Consider the following 18,663-nt stretch of genomic DNA (forward strand, 5'->3'; position numbering starts at 1 on the left):
GGGCGACGCCGACGCATCGGCGGGCCTCGTGACCCGTCGCGGTTTCCCGCGTTGGGCTGAAAATCCGCCCCGATATGGGGCGAGGGGATACTACGCTGCGCCGAGGGGAGGTCAAGCCGCTGGACACCGTTCGTTCCGCGGTTTTTCAGCCGCCGCCGCCCCCACCGCCACCCTGTTTCCCGCCGCCGGAATCGGGGCGTTCGCGCGGAGTGTCGCGTTCACGCCGATCGGGAGCAGGACGACGCTCCGTCGGCTCGGGTTCGGGAGGAGTCTGGCCCTGTGTTCGGCCTTCCTCCGCCGACGCCGATAGGCCTCTGAACAGGGCCGTTGCCCGATCGTCGTCGGGATTCCGAACCAGGATCGTCCCGATCTGGTCCCTGAGAACCGCCTGGAACGCCTGGCGACGCGCACCGGTCAGGCCAGCATCGACCCCGCCCGGGAGCCGGGCCACATCCAGGAGCATGACATCCGCCGACAACGCCAAGGTCTTCGGCCCGGGCCGGGCATTCTCCGGGATCGGCGCGGGTGCTCCGGGCTGAGTCTCCCCGGCAGGCGGCGCAGCACGGCGGCCTTCGTCGCGGGGCGGCTCGAAGCGCTCGCCTTCCGGACGCCACTCCTCAAGCGGCCTGGTGATCTGCTGCTGCCCGGCCGAGGCGAGCTTGTCCAGATCCCAGAGCAGCAGCCCGTCGGGCAGTTGAGCCGTACCGCGGATGCTGTCGCCCGGTTCGAGCGTTGCCCGCGCCCGCCGCCAGTACCCGTAGTAGAACTTGAACAGGTCCGCCGACGCCCTTGGACCGCGCCCGAGCGCATCCGCCTCGCTCGCACTCGTGATGAAGAAGTACTGCTCCGCGGGAACCTCGACCGGGGCTGTCCACTCCGACCACGGCCCAGGGAAGAGCGGGTCAGCGGCAAGGTTCTGCTGCTCCGGACTGAGGGACGTTTTGCCGAAGACGGGATTGTTCAGCACGAGCCGCATCCGGTAGCGAACGATCGACCCGGGGCGTGCCGTAACGTCGTGCGCCCACACGCGCAGCTCCGTGTTCTCGAGGAGGGGCGCGACACCCGTCCGTGCGTCCTGGCGGCGGGCGGGGTCGTCCGGTGTGCCGCCGAGGTCCTGCAGGCGCTTCACCTGAATCTCTCGCTGGCGCACCACGCCCTCGCGCTGCGCCTGCAACCTCCTGACGTTGGCGTCCGCGGTCGCGTCGCGTTGGCCGGGCTGCGGCTCGCCGCGCGGGCTAGGCTCGCCGCGACGGACGGGATCGGGCGCACGCCGCTCGCCGCCGCCGGGGGCGCGTGCATCCTCGATGGCGCGGTCCAGGCCCGCGATGCGCTCGTCGAGTGCGGCGATCTGGCTCTTGACCCGCGCGATCTCCTGCGCTTCATCCGTCAGGCCGAGCGCCGCCACGGCCTCGCTCGGGCGCACCCACGCCGGCCCCGCGATCGTCCGCAGGTAGCCGGGCTGCACGATCTGCGGCATCGCACGCCTCGCATCTTCGACGATGTAGCGGAGTTCCGCGGAGTTGGGGCGGTCGGTCCGCACTTCATGGATCAGGTCGAGCCGTCCGGGGATGGACGTGATCTCCGCCACGTTCGTCCACTCACCCGTTGCCGTGCGTTCCTCTCGCTGCAACTCGATCCCCAGCACCTCGAAGTTGTCGCGCCACCAGCCCGGGGGAAGGGGGCGCTGCGGCCCCTCGGGGCCGTCGGGATCGCGCAGCAGCGCTTCGCGCAGCGCACGCCCACTGAACGTCGCTTCCACGCTCACCGCCGCCTTGTCGAAAGGCTGCTCCGCGGGCAGGAAGGGGCGCAACTCGGGCGAGCCGACCCACTCGAACGGATCGACCGTGGCGATGTATGTGGCGGCGACCACGCCGGTCAGCGGTGGGATCGCCGGCATCGCCATCACCGTCTCGGCACCGGGCACGTCCTCGACGCCCTGAATCTCCGCGCCGGGGGTGCTCAGCGCGAATCGCGGCCGAGGCGAGATCGAACCCTCGATCCTCGCGGCGAAACGGTCGCGCAGCGCCTGCTCGGTGATCTCGGGCACGTCGGGCGAGGGGGCCGCCATCCGTGCCAGCAGCGCGTTCGCCTCGTTCTCCGCGGGCAGGAACCGCTGGTGCGGCGGGTACTCGCTCGACCCGATCTTCACCATGTTCGGCTCGACGACGAACTGCGCCGTCAGCGCGCCCAGCAGCACGAGCGAGACCGCCCCGAGTACGATCTTCTCCACGTTCTGCTCGAAAAAGTTCACGCCCTTGATCTTCATGATCGACTCCGACGCGCCGCCGGCGCGGTTGCATGCTCAGCCAGGCTCCCCGGTCAACTCCACGCCCAGCCGCTGGCGAACGTAGCGGGGCATCAGCGGGCCGGTCCATGAACGGAGCCAGAGCGTCTCCAGTTCCAGTTCAGCACGAACCACCGGCTCGCGCCCGTAGAAGTACCCCTTCTGCAGGTCGGCCCACACGTCCACCTCGGACAGGTTCACCGAGAGCACAGTGATCATGTTCGTCTGCCCCAAGGCGTCGAGGAAGACCGGCAGACGCTCCGACGACACCACAACCGTCATCTTCGCCCGTCGAACGTCGTACAGTTTGTTTGTCTCGCTCGACACCCGCCCCGTCACCGAGGTCGATCGGTCCAGTGGCACCGAACCCTCCGGTGCACTCAGCCTGGGCAGTTTTGCGTCGCCGTACAGCGGAAGATCCTCGACCGAGATCTTCTCGATGCGCTTGACGACCGCGTTCTCCACGTCCTGCCGGTCGCCGTCGGGCGAGGTGTTCGCTCTCGCCACAGCCGAGAGCAGGTCGCCCACCAGCCAGGCGTCCCACTGCCACTGGAAGAGCTCCGCGACGTCCGGCAGCGCGCCGCCCTGCGCGTCGGTTACGCGCGGCGGCGGCAGGAGCGACGAGCGCTTATCGAACCCCGTCCGGTCCAGGCTCGTCAGGTCGGCGTACACGCTGATCTCGCGGGCGCGACGCTGATACTCCCCGATCACTGCCCGGTCGGGCTGTCCGCCAGGAGCCGCTCGCGCTCTCGCTCCTCCACGTCGCGCACGCTCTCGAACACACGCTCGGGCGAAGGGGGCGAGCCGGCGCCGATCTCGGCGAACAGCGTCTCGTAGAGCGAAGGTCGATCCCCCGACGAATCGCCCGCCAGAAGATTCAGCAACTCCCCCTTCAGCCGCAGCTGCTGCGTGGCGTCGCTCGGGGGATCGGGGAACAGCCCCTGCACCAGGGGGCGATGTCCGCGCCGGTTGAACTCCACCGCGCGACGCATCACACCCGACGCCTCCGCCGCCCGGCGGTCGCGCTGCTCCTTCACCCATGCCGTGAGCGCGGCGTTTGGCGCCTGGCGCGCCAGCTCCACCGGCCTCTCATCCGGCAGCAACGACGGGATGACGTAGCTCACCCGGGCGTTCTGGATTTGCCGCAACTGATCGTTGCCCTCCTTCTCCGCAGCCTCCCTGATCTTCGCGTTCATCCTCGAGCTGAAGACGAACCCGAGCGGCAGCGAGACGACCACGACAGCCGTGCAGATCACGACCACGAGATGAGACTTCACCCAACCCAGCACGCCCTTCACCGGTCGCCCTCCTCGGACGCCTTCGCGTCCTGCAACACCGCCTCGAACGTGATCGTGATCGTGGACTCAACCGCGCCATCGGCCACGCGCTTCTCGGGGGCGGCGATCGGCGCCAGACGGACCAGCCCCGTCTCGGCCTCGAATGAATCGCGCGACTGCGCCGGCGTCGCGCCCTCGCCCATCAGGTTCATCCGCACGGGCACCTGCTCCTGCACTGCACCACGCCCCCGACCCTCGTATCCGGGCTCCTCGTAGGCGGGCACGTCACGCCCCCCGCGCACGCCTCGGGTCGGGGTGGCACGTGCTGTCGTCGCCGACGGCTCGGAGGCAAGCGCGGTCTGCACGATCCGCAGCGTGCCTTCGCCGAGCGTCTCGATCGAGTATGGCACGCCGTCACGCTTCGCGTTCTGCGAGAGCCACCGCATGATCGACTCGGTCGCCAGAATCCGCGCCTCCTGAGCGTTGCGCGGCGTGGTCAGTTCCATGGTCACCCGCACCCGCGGGCGCCCCGCGCCGGGGCCTTGGGGCTGCGAGGTGTCCTCGCCGCCGCTCCAGCGCTCTTCGTCCTCCTGGAACGCGCGCCGCCCGCTGTACTCGCTCGAGGGCACGTCGCGCCCGCCCTCGAAGCGGCTCGGCGCCGGGCCGGGCCCCGCGGCGACGGGCGTCTCTGCGTAGAGGTACTGCGTGCTGAGGCGACGCAGCATGACCGCCGGCGCTCCCGTCGCCGCGCGGTTCGCCTCTTCGATCATCCGGCTCGCGTCGTCCAGGATGAAGGGGATCACCTCGCGCCGGTCGAACACCGAGAGCATGTTCGCCGCGTCGAACGCGCCCTGCCCGACCGACGTCACGCCCGCGGCGTTCGCCTCGCTCACGAGCGTGCGCGACATCGTGACCGCGCGGTTGATCGACGCTGGCGCGGGCGTCGCCGCAGCCGCGTTCTTGTCCATCAGAGGCCGGATGAACATCGCCCCCGTGGCCGCGAGAGAAAGCCCGGCCGCCGCCAGGAACCACCGCTTCTTGCGCTCCCACATCGCCTCGCGCGAGACCTGCACCGGCATCAGGTTCGCTTGGAGCGTGCCCATGCCGAGTCCCTGGAGCGCGAGGCCGTAGGCCGTGCACATGTTCAGCGAGAGCGCCTCGAACTCGGCCGCGCGAGGCCCCTCCGCCGTCAGCCCCTTGAAGGCGTCGATGCGGTAGACGTTGATGCCCAGCTGCTGCTTCAGGTACTTTCGCAGCCCGGGCAGCTTGAACGTCGAACCCATCCCGATGAGTCGCGTCAGGTCCGCTTCGCGGTGCAGCGACTGGTAGTACCCCACCGAACGCTGCACGTCCTGCACCAGGTCCGTGAACACCGGACGCATCGCCTGGAAGACGTGGCGGGCGTGCTTGCTCTGCTCGGCCTCGCGCTTGAGCTTCTCCGCCTTCGGGTAGCTCAGCTTGAACTGCTCGACGAGCGCCTTCGTGAACTCGTGCCCGCCGATCGGGAACGTGCGGATCCACACCCGCCCTGCGTCCGCGATGATCAGGTCCGTCGAGGTCGTCCCCACGTCCAGCAGGATCGTCCCCTGCGTCTTTTCGGTGAACTGCAGGTCGTACGCCATCGCGTTGTAGACCGCCACGGGCGACAGCGTCACCAGGTCGGGCACGATCCGCATGTCGCGCAGCAGCATCAACTCGCCGTTGATCCGCTCCTTTGTGATCGCGAAGATGCCCACCTCGACGTCCGGAGAATCCGGGCTGACGAACGTCTGGTAGTCCCACTCCACCTGTTCGAGCGGGAACGGAATCTGCTGCACCGCCTCGAACTTCACGATGTCCGGCACCTTCTTTGGATCCACCGGCGGCAGCTTCGCGAACCGCGCGAACGCCGAGTGGCCCGGCACGCTCACCGCGATCGTCGCGTTGCTCAGGTCGAACTCCGTCACCAGCCGACCCAGCGCGACGCGCTTCGCGTCCTCCTGGTCCAGTTCCGGCGTCGAGAGCACCTTCGCGTGCGGGATGTAGGCGAAATCGACCACCCGCGGGCGGTCGTCCACGACCTCCAGTTTCAGGGCCTTCACGGCCCCGGCCCCGACCTCGATCCCCCAGCAGGTGTTCGCAGCTGGCATGGCTACCCTCGCTGCGGCGACGCCCGACGGACGTTCGCCGATCGAACCGACGACCCTCGGCTCGTTCCGGACGCGGGGCGCACGCCCCGCCACGGCATCCTACACGGGCCGACCAGCCCGAGCCGCCCCGGAACCTCTCCGGCACGCCCCGAGCGACCGTCGATACGCCGCAGTCTCGCGGCAGTTCTGCTCGATGCAAGGCCCGTGGCCGGCGAGTTACGTCCCCGTGACACGAACGTTACCTGCCGGTTCCCCGCTCGAACGCCTCCGCGAGCGCGGCCCCGACGAGCGCAGCCGCCACAAGCCCCGCCACCATCCACCACCGCTCGACCGGCACCGCAGGCAGCCCGGCCACGCCCGGCGACCCATAGACCGCCGCGTGGTACCCGCCCAACAGGAGCGCCAGCCCCCCGGTCAGGCACGTCGGCACGCCCACCGCGCCCACGATCGGCAGACGCACACGCTCGTTCTCATCGCGGCTCCGGCGCGCAGCCCAGAGCAGGTACAGCCCCGCCGCTGCAAGCATGCCCGCGATCAACCACAGCGCGATCGCCACGAGATCAGGCCGCCACGGGATGCCGCCGGCCGAACCCATGACGCCTCAGCGCATCACAATCGCCGCGCTCGAGACCATGCCCATGCCCTGCTGGTCCATCGCGGCGGCGTACCCGAGAATCTCCACCTCGTCCGGCTCGACCGCCTTCATCGCGGCCACCAGGTTCCCCGTCGAGCACCAGCGTGTCGGGTTGCCCTGCCACGCCATCGCCGCGATCAGGTCGTCCGGTCTGCGCTCCGCGATCATCTGCAGCATCTCGCGGTCGTGGTTCAGCACTCGCTCGCGGAACTGCCGCGGCTCGTCCTCGTCGCCCGCGAGCGTCTGCTTGTCGCCGAACGCGGGGCCGGCGTGGCTCAGGTCCGCCGAACTCACGACCAGCGTCGTGCCGGGCAGCGTGGCGATCGCCTCGCGCAGCGCGTCGATGAACGGACCGATCGCCACGCCGTTCCCGTCATACGGCTCGCCGTTGTTCACCGCCGGATCATGCACCAGCACCGCGAAGACCTTGCAGTACGCCCCGGAGGCGTCCGTCCCCAGGCAGTGCTGAATCCACGGGATCTGCAGCTCGATCGAGTGCTCGCGCTCGTGGTCGTACCGGTGCGCGAAGAGCGCATCCCCAACACGGTCGCGCATGAACGCGATCATCTCCTCGTCCGCCTGGCAGTCGCCCAGAGGCGAGCGGTATCCCTTGTCGCACGCGGCGACGCCCGTCGAGAATCCGAAGTGGTTCGTCCCCAGCACGACAACGCGATCCGGGCGATCGACCACGCGCAACCGCCCCCAGACCGCCCCGTAGTTCATCCAGCCTCGCCCGTAGTCCACGTGCGGCGCCACGATCGCCTTGGGCAGCGCGTCGAAACTCGGCTTCTCAGCGTTCTTCAGCGATTCGTCGATCCAGTGGTCCAGCGCCTCGCGCAGTTTCGCCGGGCCGAGTTCCGCCTTCTGCTCGTCCGTCACGCCCTCGCCGAGTGCCTGCTGCACGAGCGCGTCCGCCATTGCCGCTGTCGGCCCGGGCGGCAGGATCGTGCTGCTGTCGAAATCCGCCCGCATCTTCGCCAGCATCGCGTCGAACTCGGGGCCGAACAGCAGACCCGCCGCGTCCAGCTGCGCCACGAGCGGCTCAAGCATCTCCCGCGTCAGCCCACGCCCCACCTCGCTCACGATGTCGTCCACCGACCGCTCGCCGTTCATCAGCGGCAGGATGTTCTGCACCGCCGGCGTCACCACCACGGGAGGACGATCCGAGACCTGCTTCGCGTCCGCCAGCCCGAGCAGGATCACCTGCTTGCCCGTCTGGTCCTGGGCCTGGACGGGGAAGCCTCGCACCGGCCTCAACTTCGGCCGCAGGTGGTGCTGAGCATCGGGCTTGAACGGCGGCGGTGGCGGCGGGGTCTGCTGGGTCATCGAGCAACTGTAGCCGACCCGCCCGCAGACACCCGCACTCACGCCCGCTGGAACGCACTCCTCCCCCGCCTATGCTTCCCGTCCCGCCCCCGGAAGGGGCGGTCGAGGGTTCTCTCATGGCCGACACCTTCAAGCCCGGGCAGCCTATCCGCTGCACCATCACCGCCCAGCCGCGCGCCCAGGGCCAGGTCAAGACCATCGCCCGCCTCATGCGGCGCGACGCGGGCGTCCAGCGCGCCCTCCGGCGCGCCCAGAAAATGCGCCGTCAGCGCATGTGGACCTACATCCGCGGCAACCGCACCTGGTACGCCCGGGAGAAGCCCGCCCGGGGACTGACCGTCCGCAAGGGCGAGTCGTGGTCCATGGTCTACACGCCGGACATCGCCCTGGACCTTGCCGCCGTCCGGGCGTTTCTCGCTGTCGAGAAGACCTGACATGCCACGCGCACGCCGGCTCCCGGCGGCCATCATCTGCGCCGGTCTCGTCCTCGCCGCGTGTTCGGAACGCGCTCCGAATCAGCCTCCTCCCACGGCGCCCGATCAGATCTACCGCGGCGTGCGCGGCGTCGTGACCGACCTCCCGGACCCGTCGCGCCCCGTCAGCAACTTCACCATCCACCACGAACGCATCGACGACTTCGTCAACGGCGCCGGCGAGGTCGTCGGCATGGCCGAGATGCAGATGCCCTTCCCGCTCGCCGAGGGCGTCTCCATCGAAGGCCTCGCCATCGGCGACAAACTCTCCTTCACCTTCGAAGTCCGCTGGGACCGCTCACGCACGCCCCCGCTCCCCTCGTGGCACCTCACCGAGTGGACGAGACTCCCCCCGGAGACCGAACTCCACTTCGGCGGATCCGACTGAACACGAAAAAACCCGGCACCCAGCGAATCGCCGAGTACCGGGTCTCGTGGGGGTCTGTCTGAAGGAACCGGACACCGCACGTCCTCGTCGCATCCCGTTTCGCATGGCTCCGTGGAACGGTTCCAGAGTTCGTCGCAAAATGTTCGCCACGATCGGGCAAGGCACGGGATTTGCCTTGGTCCATCCCGTTCGCAGGCCTGAGAGGCGGCCCCGATGGCCTGCTCAGGCCGGGACTCCGAGCCGGTCCATCACCAGCCGCAGGTCCGACCAGACCTTCTTGCGGTTCTCCTCCGTGTAGGACCGCAGCAGGAACGCCGGGTGGTAGGTCGGCATCACCGGGATCGCCGGCTTGCCGAGGCGCACGAACTCGTGCCATCGGCCGCGCATGTTCCCCATCGAATCCTCTCGGTCGAGGATAAGTCGCGACGCAGGCAGCCCGAGCGTCACGATCACCTCCGGGTCCACGATGTCGATCTGCTCGAAGAGGTAAGGGGCACAGATGCGCGCCTCCTCCACCGTCGGCGTCGCGTTGCCCGGCGGCCGGGTCTTCAGCACGTTGCAGATATAGACGTCCTCACGCCGCAGTTTCATCGCCGCGATCATCTTGTTCAGCAACTGCCCCGCCTTCCCGACGAACGGCCGCCCCGTGCGGTCCTCCTCGGCCCCCGGCGCCTCTCCGATGAACATCAGGCGCGCGCACGGGTCGCCCTCGCCGAACACGATGTTCGTATGGTCGGTGACGAACCGCGAGTGCGGCGCGTCTCGCTCGTAGCGCTCGCGCAGTGCGTCGAGCCTGCGCTGCGCCTCGGCACGATCGCGCACGCCGCCATCACGCGCGGTCGCCCACCGCGCCGCCGGAGCATCGACCACGGGCGCGGTCGTCTTCGGCTCGTCGCGAGTCTCGGCTGCCTGCTCGGGCGCCTCCGCCGCACGCACCGGCACGAACCCGACGCCGAGCAGCCTCGCCGTCTCGGCGTGCTGGATCACGAGCCGTCTCGCCCGCGCGATGTCCGTCTGTGCTGTCGCGCCCATGCCGCGAGCGTAGCACACGCACGGCGGGGCGCGGATCAGCCCCCGCCGCCCTCGCCCTCGGGCGGTTCCTCTTCCGAAGGCCGATCGCCCTGCTCGATGACTTCATCCGTCGCGGGTTGCTCGACCCGATCACGCGGCTGCATCACCGGCCCCGCCGGTCCCGGCGCAGGGGCGGGCGGTCCGCTGAGCATCGGCGGGATCACCGCCCCGGCGAACGCGCCGATGATCAGCCCGAGCACAAGACCCGGGAGAAACGCCCTGGCGAACCCACCTTGCGGCTGACCCGTCGTGCTCGCGTTCCCGCGCATGCGCCATCTCCGTTGCCCGTGTTCGTTCCCGACAGGGTCAGCCGAGCCGCCTCATCCGGTGCATCCACCGTCCGTATCGGACAACCGCCCGCATCATCTCGACCCTCGACTCGGGAATCCCTTGCCCGAATGCCGTGTGCAGGCGCCACCGCCAGTACGGACCACGGAAGCGGAAGCGCGTGATAAACCCAAGCCGGACAAGCGCATAGAGGCCGCCGAGCGTCTCGGAAGCACGACCGATCATGTTGGAACGATAGCGGAGGGGATCAATCGTGGTTCGGCGCGGGGGTATGGTCGTCGCGGAGCGACTCGATGGTCTCGTCCAGCCCGATCTCCAGCGACGCGAAGGGCCTGTAGGCGAGCAGGTCGCGCGCTCTCGTCAAGTCCGCCAGGGAGTGGCGGACATCTCCCGCACGCGGCGGGCGGTGCTCGGGCACGAGGTCCGCGCGGCCGCAGCGTTCTGCGATCAGCCTCGCGAGCGCAAGGATGCTCACCCGGCGTCCCGAGCCGACGTTCACCACCTCGCCCGTGAACGTGCGTTCGGATGTTCCCGCGAGCAGCGTGGCGAGGGCGGCGTTGGCCACGAAGGTGAAGTCCCGCGATTGTTCGCCGTCTCCATAGATGATGGGCCTGTGCCCGGAGAGTACGCGCCGCGCGAACGCCGGCACGACCGCCGCGTAGGCCGAGTCAGCCGGCTGGCGCGGCCCGAAGACGTTGAAGTAGCGCAGGCTGATCGTGTCCATCCCGAACGCCGCCGACCACGCCGAGAGCAGGTGCTCACCGGCCAGTTTCGACGCCGCATACGGCGAGCGCGGCATCGCGGGCATCGACTCGACCTTCGGGAGCTTCTCGGTGTCCCCGTACGCGCTGCTCGAAGCCGCGAACACCACCCGCCGGATTCCGGCGGCTCGTGCCGCCTCGAGCACGCGCAGCGTCCCGGTTGCGTTCACCGCCCACGACCGCTCGGGAGCCTCGATCGAGCGTTGCACGGAGCCGACGGCGGCGAGGTGGAAGATGAGCGAGCATCCTTCGATTGCGTCGGCGAGGGCCAGGTCCTCGAGGATCGAACCCTGCACGAAGCGCACTCGATTCGGCTCGACTTCAATCAGCCCGGCGAGGTGGTCCAGGTTCGAGTTCGAGAGGTCGTCGATGACCGTGACCGACGCGCCGACCGAAACGAGGCAGTCCACGAGATGCCCGCCGATGAAGCCCGCCCCACCGGTCACACAGACCCGCTGGCCGGCTAGCCTCTCACGGATGGCGGCAACCGCGTCGGCTGGGAGTTTCACGGGCACCCCTCGGTGTAGGCATTCAGGAACACCAGCACGTCCAGCGAGTTGATCACGGTATCGCCGTTGAAGTCCGCCTTCGGGTCGTTCGCCGCGTAGGCGTTCAGGAACGCCAGCACGTCCAGCGAGTTCACCGCTGTATCACCGTTGAAGTCCGCCCGGCAGGGCGGGTCGCAGAGCGGGTCGTCGATCCGGAACCGGTCGATCGCCGCCTCCGTCACCGAGTTGTTCGGATTGTCCACCGCGCTGAAGCGGAACCGCATCGCCGCCGTCGGCACGACGAAGTCAGCGATCCGCCAGTGCTTCAGAACCCAGCCGTCCGTGTGCGGGACGACCTCGACGATCTTCCACGTCGTGCCGTTGTCGTTCGACACCTCGACGGTCAGGCGGTCGATGTCCGGCGCCTGGTTGTAGAACCAGCGGGCGTAACTGACGATCGGGTCGATCGCCCCGGACAGGTCGATCAGGTGCGAGGTCAGCGTCGTCGGCCCGCCGTCCACGTCGGAGTTGCCCGACACGTTGTCCGTCAGCCAGCACTGCCCGGACCCGTCGAAGTCGGTCGGCGGGTCGCCCCGAAGCCCGCCGCCGACCGGCACGCCGCGCTCCCACGCCCCGTCGGTGAGATCGGTGTTAGTGACCGTCCAGCCGGGGTTGGTCTCGAAGTCCAGCGCAACTATCGTGGTGAGGTCGTACGCAGCGAGCGCGGCGTGGGCCGACGCCTCGGACTTCGGGTCGCTCCACGTCTTGCCCTGCGTGTCCTGCGCCGAAACGTAGAACCGCACGTTCGTGCCGCAGTCGAACGCGGGGAAGACAGCGACGTACTGGTTCGGCGCCTCCTCGACCATCGCGACGCTCTGGAACGGCCCGCCGTCGCTGTAGTGAAGCACGCCGGTGCCGGGCTTCGGCTCCGCGTTGTCGCTCGGCAGCGCCCAGACACGGAACGCCTCACCACCGGCGGGACTCAGGAACGTCGGCACGCCGTCGGGGTAGTGGAACAGGAGCGCGGGGCATTCGCACACGCCCTTCGGGTTCGCCACATACCCCTGCAAACCGGCGTGGTTGTACCCGGTCCCGGAGTTCGCCCCCCCTCCGGACGAGCACCCCCCGTGGGTGTGGATGCCGATCGCCAGCCCCGTCGAATCATCGATCACCGGCGAGCCGGAGTTGCCGCCCGTCGTGTCGGCGCGGTACTGCAGGGTCGTTCCGCTGAAGCTCCAGTACGGCCCCGCGTGCGTCTTCTGCACCTGGTTCCACTGCGGCGGCACCGGCGAACTCACCGTCCCGTACCCCGTGATGCGGATGTCCTGTCCCTGCACCGGAGGCGGCATGCCCGTCCGGTACCAGTCCCCCTGCGCTTCAACCGGCGTCAGCCCGGTGTTGGAGTTCGGGAACACGCCGAAGTAGGCGTAGTCGTTCCCGACCCCCTGCCCGCCGTTGGTCTGGAGGCTCGCCGGGTCGATCGCGTACTGGTCCTCGGGCGGCGGATGGTTCACGCTCCCGTTGGCGTTCGAGAGCGGCACGTTGAACTGCGCCACCTGCAGGTTGCTCGTGCAGTGCCCCGCCGTGTGGAAGCAGTGCGTGCAATCGTCGAAGAGCCATCCCGAGCACCCGATGGGCATGAGCCGCGCCGCACGGGGGTCGTTCGAGAGCGTTCGGTCGTCCGTCGGGCCGCAGATGCTGCGATCGCCCGGCCCGAACGTGCCCGCGATGACCTCGGACATGACCAGGCGGTTGCCGTCGCCCGTGCCCGGAAACGCGACGATCTCGACCGTCACCTCGTCGCCGTTGAAGTACGCGCTGGTGCGCTGCCACTGCGCGACGTGCATCGCATTCAGGTACTGCACCGCACCGTCGAGGGACGAGGTGATCCGCAGATACGAGCCGGCGCCCTTCAGATGATTGCCCGAGAGTCGCACCTCGTCGAAGGTCAGGCGCAGCCAGAGCGCATCCGGCACGTTGACGACGGCGGAGAACACGACTTCGGGCTGATTGCCCGGATTGCCGACGGGGCCGGAGTCGAGTGGGAACGGGATGTTCTCGCTGGCGAGCGGGGCCGTCTGCCCGAAGGCCGACCCTGAGATCAGGCATGATGCCACGAGACCGACCCACCGCTGCGTGATACGCATGACGCTCCCTCGCTCTCCCCCAGCGGGCCGGACACCGTCCGCGGCCCACCCCCGGGCTTGACGACAACCTAACCGGGATCGGCGTCCCGAACAACGCCGATCCCGCGAATCGACGCTCCGATCAGCCGTGTTCCTGGGCGGGGGTCGCGTCGGTGTTCAGGGCAGCGAGGAACTCGGTCCACGTCGCGGCACCCGTCAGCCGCTGCACCGTCTCCGAAGACTGGGCGGTCTGGGCAATGCTGGCCAGGAGGCGTAACTGGTACTCCGGCTGCGAGGCAGGCGTTATCAGCAGGATGACCAGGCGGGCGGGCTGCTCGTCGGGCCCATCGAAGTCCACTCCACCCGCGACACGGCCGATCGCCACCACCGGGGTTTCGATCTCCGAGAGCCTCGCGTGCGGCACCGCGATCCCCCCACCGATCCCGCTCCCCATCAGCCGCTCCCGAGCCAGAGCGGCTTCGGCCACCACGTCCGCGTGCAGCGCGGGGTTCGCATCCGCGGCCGCCCGTGCGAGCGCGCGGATCGCCTCCGTCGAGTTGGAGGCCTCAAGATGCGGAACGAAGGACTTCGAGGACGCGTACGCCCAGAACCGCACGGGCTTCTGCTTGCCCAGCGACCACTGCACCAGCATCCCGCTTGTGATCGAAGTCAGCAACGCCATCACCACCAGCGCCACGAACAGACGCTCGTTGATCAGCCCCGCCTCCAGCGCGAGCAGACCCAGGATGATCTCCATGGCGCCGCGCGCGTTCATCCCGAACCCGATCGCCCACGCCTCGCGACTGCGGAAACCCGCGAACCGCGCCGAGACCACGCACCCAGCCAGTTTGCCCACCGTTGCCAGCACGAGCACGATCATCACCAGTCCGATGTCGAAGTTCGCCGCGAAGTCCACGCGCAGGCCGATGCTGGCGAAGAAGAGCGGCGCGAAGATGAACGACACGAACTGCTCGATGATCTCTCGCGTCCGCGGGCGCAGGTGCCGCGAATCCCCCATCGCGACCCCGCAGATGAACGCCCCGAAGATCGCGTGCACCCCGATCCACTCCGTGAACGCGGCGCACGCGATCGTGACCACCAGCGCGAACCCCAGCACCCCCCCCGGAAAACTCGTGTGCGCCTGCACCCACGGCAGGCTCCGGTCGATCAGCCACCGACCGACGACGAGCATGAAGGCCACGAAGGCGAGCGTGAGCGCGATCGTGTGCCAGAGCTCCAGCCCGCTCGACACCGCGTGCCCCATCATGGCGAGCACCATGGCGAAGATGATCCACCCTGCCAGGTCGTTGAAGACCGCGGCCGCGATGATCGTCATCCCCAGGTCCGTGCGGAAGAGCTGCAGGTCGATCAGCATCTTGGCGATCACCGGCAGCGCGGAGATCGCGAGGGCGGTCGCCATGAAGAGCGCGAAGATGCGGACGTTCACCCCCTCGTCCCATCCCATCGCCTTCGGCACGAGCAGTGCGGGCACGAGAGCGATCACGAACGGCACGACCATCCCCCCGACGCCCACCGACAACGCCGCCACGCGCCGCCGCCAGATCGTCGAGAGGTCCACCTCCATCCCCGCCACCAGCAGAAAAAGCGTGATCGCGACCGTCGTCATGCCGTGCATCACCTGCGGCAGCGGCCCCTCACGCGGGAAGAGCCACTCTCCAAGCTCCGGCAGGGCGGCCTGCATCACGGTCGGCCCGAGCAGGATGCCCGCCGCGATCTCGCCGATGACCGCGGGCTGACCGAGCCGCCGCGCCGCCTCGCCCAGCGCACGAGCCGCCGCGAGCAACACGCCCAGCGAGACCAGCAGCACCACGATCTCGTGGTGGGAGAGCTGGTTCATTCGCCCCCCTCTCCCTCAGCGATTGGTTCTCGACGTGAACGGTGCAGCAGGATCGAGCACGGAAAACGCTGGAGGATCGTGTCTGTCGGGTGACCAAAGAACCGGTCCAGCAACCCCAGCCGACGGGGCGGGGCGGCCACCGCCAGCAGGTCCGCCTTCTGCTCCTCCGCGAACCGCATCGTCTCCACATAGTCACGCCCGCTCAGGCACGTCACACGCACCGGCAGCCCCTCGAGGTTGATCGTCCCCAGGAAGTCGGCCACGCGGAAACGCTCCGAGGCCGCCCTCAACCGCTCGTGCTGCTCTCGCTCGTCGCCCGGTCCGGTCGCCCCCGGCGCGTGCGGGTCGAACTCGTACACGACGTGCAGCGCGAGCACGTTCGCCTTGCGCGCAAACGCCGCCATGTCGCGCATCAGCCGCGCCGAGCGCTCGTCCACGTCGATGCCGACGACGAGCGTGCGCACCAGCCGATCCGGCGGGAACTGGTGGATCGAGAGATAGACCGACCGCTCCGCGTGGCGTGCGAGCCGGCGCGCCAGCGAGCCGACGATCCCCCGCAGCAGCGGGTCCGACTGCAGCGCGCCCGCGAAGATCAGGTCCGCCCCCTGCCGCGCCGCTTCCGAGAGAATCACCCGCTCCGGCGCGCCCTCGCGCTCGACGACTTCCGCCTCGACGCCCGGCAGCGCATCAGCGACGATCCGGCGCACCTCGTCCCCCTCGCGCCCCGCGTGAACGAACGTGAGTTTCGACCCGCACGCCGCCGCCAGGCGACCCGCCTCCACGGCCACTTCCCTGGCGTGGGGCGAAGGGGCGATGCAGGCGAGCACGTGCTTGAAAGGTCCGAGGTCCGTGGTCATGGCGCGGCAGTCTACCCCGCCCTCTCTCCCCACGTCCCGCGCACGAGAAAGGGCGTGCCGATCGTGAGACGACGGCACGCCCGGAGGGGAAGCGAAGATCGCGGCGAACGCGCTATGGGCAGCCCGCGGTGAACGAGTTCAGGAACGCCAGCAGGTCCAGCGTGTTCACCACCGTGTCCCCGTTGAAGTCCGCGCGAGGGTCGCCGCTCGTGTAGGCGTTCAGGAACGCCAGCACGTCCAGCGTGTTCACCACCGTGTCCCCGTTGAAGTCCGCGGGGCACGGTTCCTCCGGCATCGGCGTCGCGTACGCGCGGATGTCGTGGAACACGTCGAACCCGATGTACCGCGGCGCGCCGGGTGTCACCGCCTTCCACGTGCTCTCCACGCGGATGCGACCCTCGGAACGGAGCGGGATGAGCGAGAGATCGACCAGCTCCATCCGCCGCGAGTTGAACGTCCCCTCGTCGACACCCACAGCCGACAACTGATGAATCTGGAGCAGCCTCACGGCCTCATGGACGCGGCTGTCCGTCAGGTCAACGTGCCCGCGCGCGACCGGGTGCAGGTGTGCATACCCGTTCGGCGCGCCATTCACGACGCTCAGCGTCAACCCGTTCAGCTCGTACCCCGCCGTCACCGGCTCGACAATCATCTCGTAGTTGAACTGGATCACCGAGTCAGACGCCGGCCGAGGACTGAGGAACGAGAGTTCGACCGCGTGCCTGCCCAGTTGTCCGCTGCCGTGGATCGCGCCGGAGAAGTTCGTGCCGTTGATCGGCGAGCCGTTCACGAACATCTTGACCGTCGCCGGATCGACGATGTACAGCACCTTGAACGGCTCGTTCCCCCCCGGCGTCCCGTCCGCGTGGTACGAGAGCGCTGGCCCCTTCGGCGATGACCCGATGGACGCGATCGCTGCCCGACCCGAGCCAGGACAGTCGATGACCGCCTGCTTGCTCGCGTCGGCGCAGAGCGCGACTCCGGCGTATGCAATGTACGACCGGATCGGGTCTTCCATTGACCGCATGAACGCCTGCACGACCGCCTCGCCCACCGCGCCAGACGCCGCGAGCGCGTAGTTGTTCACGCGAATGTCGAACTCCATGCTCTGCCCCACCACGAGTTCGAACTCGGTGCGCGATTCGGTCTCGAAGATGAGGTGCGGGTCCACGCCGAGCGGTTGAGGGCAATCCGACTCCATGTCCACAGGCGGCGCATCTCCCCCGCCGGGGTCCGACGCCGCGTACGCCCCCGTCCGAACGTCGTTCGCTCCGGCCACGACGGTCGGCATTCCCGCGCGGTTGACGAGCCTGATCGAGATGTCTCCGAACCCGTTCTCAATGTGGTTGGTCAGACGGAATCGGAGCGTACGCGTCCCGCCGGGATGATCGCAGAACGCTGCGCTGTCCCCGATGAGTTTCAGATCAAGCCCCGGCACGCCGGGGTTAACAGGCGATTCCTTCGAGACGATGACCTTCAGATCGCCCTGCTGTCGCAGTACCACCCCATCCGAGAACGTGAGCGTGGAAACGACGATCAGGTCGCAGAGCCGCTCCTGTCCCGCCGCGACAGGCACGTCGATCGGGATCATCGTGACCCCCCCCGTATCCACCGTGAACGGGCCGAACACGAACGGCCCCCCATCCGGATCGGGATCGCACGCCAGCGTCGCTTCCATCATCACAGTCGCGGTCACCGGCGGGCACCCCCCTCCGAACGTCGCGCCGACCAGGCCCACAAAGTGCAGCGTGTCCACCCGCACGAGACCCGGCTCATTCTCGAGAACGTTCGCGTCCTGTATGCCCTTCGAGAATGAATACGTCCGCCCGCACAGGAACGGCGGCGCGGTCCCGATCTGCGCCAGCGACGGCGACGCCACGAGCCCGAGCAGCACGCCCGCAAGCAACATCTTCCGATTGATTCGCCTGAACATGATCCCTCCTGCGTGTTACGAGATACGAGCGGCGGACCCGACGGCCCCGCCACCCGGGTTCCACGCCCCGGGCGGGGGTTTCTCACCGATTCGCGCCGTCTTTCGTGCCTCCGCGGTTACCATGGCCCCAACGGGGGGCACGCCCCCGACCGGGGAATCGGGGCATGGACCACACCGCCCGGGAATGGGTCACGACCACCACGATCCTGCACGACCTGCGGGACGCCCGAAACGACCGCGCCTGGGAGCGATTCGTCAACCGTTTCCGCGATCCGCTGGTCGCCTTCGCCCGGCGCTCGGGCCTCTCCAGGGCCGACGCCGACGACGCGGCACAGGAAACGCTCGTCGAACTCGCCCGCTCCCTGCGGGAAGACCGCTACGACCGTGACAAGGGCCGCCTCAGCGCGTGGCTCTTCGGCATCGCACGTCGGTGCGTCCTTCGCCACCGCCAGCGCGAGGCCCGCTCACGCGAGCGCCCCTTCGACGACGAAACCAGCCGCACCATCGACCCGCCCGCCGATGAGAAGTCGGTCGAGGACCTGTGGAACACCGAGTGGGAGCGCTGGGCCTGGACCGCCTGCCTCGAACGCGCCCGCGCCGAGTTCGAGCCGGCCACCCTCCGCGCATTCCTGCTCGTCGTACAGGGCGAGCGGGCCGCCGACTCGGTCGCGGAGGAACTCGGTGTGCCCGTCAAGACCGTCTACAACGCCAAGCACCGGGTCCTCAAGCGACTCCGCGAACTGCGCGACGAACTCGAGAACACCGCCTGA

General features: G+C 68.9%; 17 protein-coding genes. 3 read left to right on the forward strand and 14 right to left on the reverse strand.

Annotated features, from left to right (window positions below):
* Nucleotides 1-145 precede the first annotated feature (145 nt).
* The 6 genes from FBT69_02300 to amrB all read right to left on the reverse strand — a co-directional run bounded on the left by FBT69_02300 (nt 146) and on the right by amrB (nt 7,650).
* On the reverse strand, nt 146-2,266 hold the full coding sequence (locus FBT69_02300; protein MDL1903627.1) for a hypothetical protein: 2,121 nt from the start codon (nt 2,264-2,266) through the stop codon (nt 146-148).
* 36 nt (nt 2,267-2,302) lie between these two features.
* Nucleotides 2,303-2,995 carry a hypothetical protein gene (locus tag FBT69_02305; GenBank protein ID MDL1903628.1) on the reverse strand — a complete coding sequence of 231 codons (693 nt, stop codon included), beginning with the start codon at nt 2,993-2,995 and terminating at the stop codon, nt 2,303-2,305.
* Nucleotides 2,992-3,582: a hypothetical protein gene (locus tag FBT69_02310; protein MDL1903629.1), complete on the reverse strand. Its 591-nt coding sequence runs from the start codon at nt 3,580-3,582 to the stop codon at nt 2,992-2,994. Before FBT69_02310 ends, FBT69_02305 begins: the two co-directional genes overlap by 4 nt.
* Complete coding sequence (pilM, locus tag FBT69_02315) at nt 3,579-5,690, reverse strand: type IV pilus assembly protein PilM (GenBank protein ID MDL1903630.1); 2,112 nt, start codon at nt 5,688-5,690, stop codon at nt 3,579-3,581. Before pilM ends, FBT69_02310 begins: the two co-directional genes overlap by 4 nt.
* 238 nt (nt 5,691-5,928) lie before the next feature.
* A complete protein-coding gene (locus FBT69_02320) occupies nt 5,929-6,285 on the reverse strand; it encodes a hypothetical protein (protein ID MDL1903631.1) in 357 nt (118 codons plus the stop codon).
* Nucleotides 6,286-6,291: 6 nt separating this feature from the next.
* Nucleotides 6,292-7,650 (reverse strand): AmmeMemoRadiSam system protein B, encoded by a 1,359-nt coding sequence (amrB, locus tag FBT69_02325; GenBank protein ID MDL1903632.1) that lies wholly within the window; start codon nt 7,648-7,650, stop codon nt 6,292-6,294.
* 116 nt (nt 7,651-7,766) lie between these two features.
* Here amrB and FBT69_02330 point away from each other — a divergent pair, with 116 nt between their 5' ends.
* Nucleotides 7,767-8,084 (forward strand): hypothetical protein, encoded by a 318-nt coding sequence (locus tag FBT69_02330; protein MDL1903633.1) that lies wholly within the window; start codon nt 7,767-7,769, stop codon nt 8,082-8,084.
* A 1-nt stretch (nt 8,085) separates the two neighbouring features.
* A complete protein-coding gene (locus FBT69_02335; GenBank protein ID MDL1903634.1) occupies nt 8,086-8,511 on the forward strand; it encodes a copper-binding protein in 426 nt (141 codons plus the stop codon).
* 222 nt (nt 8,512-8,733) lie between these two features.
* On the opposite strand, the gene FBT69_02340 is transcribed toward FBT69_02335, so the two are convergent.
* The 8 genes from FBT69_02340 to FBT69_02375 all read right to left on the reverse strand — a co-directional run bounded on the left by FBT69_02340 (nt 8,734) and on the right by FBT69_02375 (nt 17,893).
* Nucleotides 8,734-9,543 carry a uracil-DNA glycosylase gene (locus FBT69_02340; protein MDL1903635.1) on the reverse strand — a complete coding sequence of 270 codons (810 nt, stop codon included), beginning with the start codon at nt 9,541-9,543 and terminating at the stop codon, nt 8,734-8,736.
* A 35-nt stretch (nt 9,544-9,578) separates the two neighbouring features.
* Nucleotides 9,579-9,851: a hypothetical protein gene (locus tag FBT69_02345; protein ID MDL1903636.1), complete on the reverse strand. Its 273-nt coding sequence runs from the start codon at nt 9,849-9,851 to the stop codon at nt 9,579-9,581.
* A 37-nt stretch (nt 9,852-9,888) separates the two neighbouring features.
* Entirely contained in the window at nt 9,889-10,095 is a 207-nt protein-coding gene (locus tag FBT69_02350; GenBank protein ID MDL1903637.1) for a hypothetical protein, read from the reverse strand.
* 22 nt (nt 10,096-10,117) lie between these two features.
* Nucleotides 10,118-11,110, reverse strand: a complete 993-nt coding sequence (locus FBT69_02355; protein MDL1903638.1) for an NAD-dependent epimerase/dehydratase family protein — start codon at nt 11,108-11,110, stop codon at nt 10,118-10,120.
* Nucleotides 11,111-11,136: 26 nt separating this feature from the next.
* Nucleotides 11,137-13,266 carry a hypothetical protein gene (locus FBT69_02360; protein MDL1903639.1) on the reverse strand — a complete coding sequence of 710 codons (2,130 nt, stop codon included), beginning with the start codon at nt 13,264-13,266 and terminating at the stop codon, nt 11,137-11,139.
* A gap of 121 nt (nt 13,267-13,387) precedes the next feature.
* On the reverse strand, nt 13,388-15,103 hold the full coding sequence (locus FBT69_02365) for a cation:proton antiporter (protein ID MDL1903640.1): 1,716 nt from the start codon (nt 15,101-15,103) through the stop codon (nt 13,388-13,390).
* Complete coding sequence (locus FBT69_02370; GenBank protein ID MDL1903641.1) at nt 15,100-15,960, reverse strand: universal stress protein; 861 nt, start codon at nt 15,958-15,960, stop codon at nt 15,100-15,102. Before FBT69_02370 ends, FBT69_02365 begins: the two co-directional genes overlap by 4 nt.
* Nucleotides 15,961-16,072: 112 nt before the next feature.
* A complete protein-coding gene (locus FBT69_02375) occupies nt 16,073-17,893 on the reverse strand; it encodes a hypothetical protein (protein MDL1903642.1) in 1,821 nt (606 codons plus the stop codon).
* Nucleotides 17,894-18,057: 164 nt separating this feature from the next.
* Between FBT69_02375 and FBT69_02380 the strand changes: the two genes are divergently transcribed.
* Nucleotides 18,058-18,663 (forward strand): sigma-70 family RNA polymerase sigma factor, encoded by a 606-nt coding sequence (locus FBT69_02380; GenBank protein MDL1903643.1) that lies wholly within the window; start codon nt 18,058-18,060, stop codon nt 18,661-18,663.

Source organism: Synechococcales cyanobacterium CNB (assembly GCA_030263455.1).
Taxonomy (GTDB): Bacteria; Planctomycetota; Phycisphaerae; order Phycisphaerales; family UBA1924; genus CAADGN01.

Bases quoted from the DNA above. Each gene is read 5' to 3' on its own strand.
- FBT69_02300 (MDL1903627.1), bottom strand. From the start codon at position 2,266: ATGAAGATCAAGGGCGTGAACTTTTTCGAGCAGAACGTGGAGAAGATC.
- pilM (MDL1903630.1), bottom strand. From the start codon at position 5,690: ATGCCAGCTGCGAACACCTGCTGGGGGATCGAGGTCGGGGCCGGGGCC.
- FBT69_02320 (MDL1903631.1), bottom strand. From the start codon at position 6,285: ATGGGTTCGGCCGGCGGCATCCCGTGGCGGCCTGATCTCGTGGCGATC.
- amrB (MDL1903632.1), bottom strand. From the start codon at position 7,650: ATGACCCAGCAGACCCCGCCGCCACCGCCGCCGTTCAAGCCCGATGCT.
- FBT69_02330 (MDL1903633.1), top strand. From the start codon at position 7,767: ATGGCCGACACCTTCAAGCCCGGGCAGCCTATCCGCTGCACCATCACC.
- FBT69_02335 (MDL1903634.1), top strand. From the start codon at position 8,086: ATGCCACGCGCACGCCGGCTCCCGGCGGCCATCATCTGCGCCGGTCTC.
- FBT69_02340 (MDL1903635.1), bottom strand. From the start codon at position 9,543: ATGGGCGCGACAGCACAGACGGACATCGCGCGGGCGAGACGGCTCGTG.
- FBT69_02345 (MDL1903636.1), bottom strand. From the start codon at position 9,851: ATGCGCGGGAACGCGAGCACGACGGGTCAGCCGCAAGGTGGGTTCGCC.
- FBT69_02350 (MDL1903637.1), bottom strand. From the start codon at position 10,095: ATGATCGGTCGTGCTTCCGAGACGCTCGGCGGCCTCTATGCGCTTGTC.
- FBT69_02360 (MDL1903639.1), bottom strand. From the start codon at position 13,266: ATGCGTATCACGCAGCGGTGGGTCGGTCTCGTGGCATCATGCCTGATC.
- FBT69_02365 (MDL1903640.1), bottom strand. From the start codon at position 15,103: ATGAACCAGCTCTCCCACCACGAGATCGTGGTGCTGCTGGTCTCGCTG.
- FBT69_02370 (MDL1903641.1), bottom strand. From the start codon at position 15,960: ATGACCACGGACCTCGGACCTTTCAAGCACGTGCTCGCCTGCATCGCC.
- FBT69_02375 (MDL1903642.1), bottom strand. From the start codon at position 17,893: ATGTTCAGGCGAATCAATCGGAAGATGTTGCTTGCGGGCGTGCTGCTC.
- FBT69_02380 (MDL1903643.1), top strand. From the start codon at position 18,058: ATGGACCACACCGCCCGGGAATGGGTCACGACCACCACGATCCTGCAC.